The 499-nt window shown below is 71.5% G+C and carries 1 protein-coding gene; it reads left to right on the top strand.

The genetic code is table 11. From position 1 onward, the window contains the following. Positions 1-39 precede the first annotated feature (39 nt). On the top strand, positions 40-499 hold a 460-nt coding region (locus AC1DSF_RS30715), incomplete at its 3' end, for a site-specific integrase (protein ID WP_478184091.1).

The following is a 499-nucleotide window of genomic DNA, read 5'->3' as shown; positions in this document are numbered from 1 at the left end:
ACACGGGCCTACCTTGACCACCTTGCCGTAGAACGAGGCTTGGCCCCCAACACCCTCTCCGCCTACCGTCGCGACCTGGGTCGATATCTGGCCTTTCTCGACGGCCTCGGCCGCCGTAATCCGGCCGACGTCGCCGCGGCCGATGTCGCCGCCTACGCGGGCGCGTTGCGTACCGGCGACGATTACGGCCCCGCGCTCGCCGAATCCTCCGCGGCGCGCGGGGTGGTCGCGGTCCGCGGGCTGCACAAGTTCTGGCTGCGGGAAGGCCGGGTCGAACGGGATGTCGCGGGGGAAATCGCCCCGCCGGCACCGCCGTTGCGGCTGCCGAAAGCCGTGCCGCTCGACTGCATCGAGGCGTTGCTGGCGGCCGCCGGCGCGGCGGATCCGCCGTTCGGACTGCGCGACCGGGCACTGCTGGAAGTGCTGTACGGCACCGGGGCGCGGATCTCCGAAGCGGTCGGTCTCGATATCGACGACGTCGATCTGACGGCCCGTACCG

It is taken from the genome of Variovorax sp. 01N429, from assembly GCF_056399425.1.
This window is presented reverse-complemented; position numbering and strand designations above follow the sequence as displayed.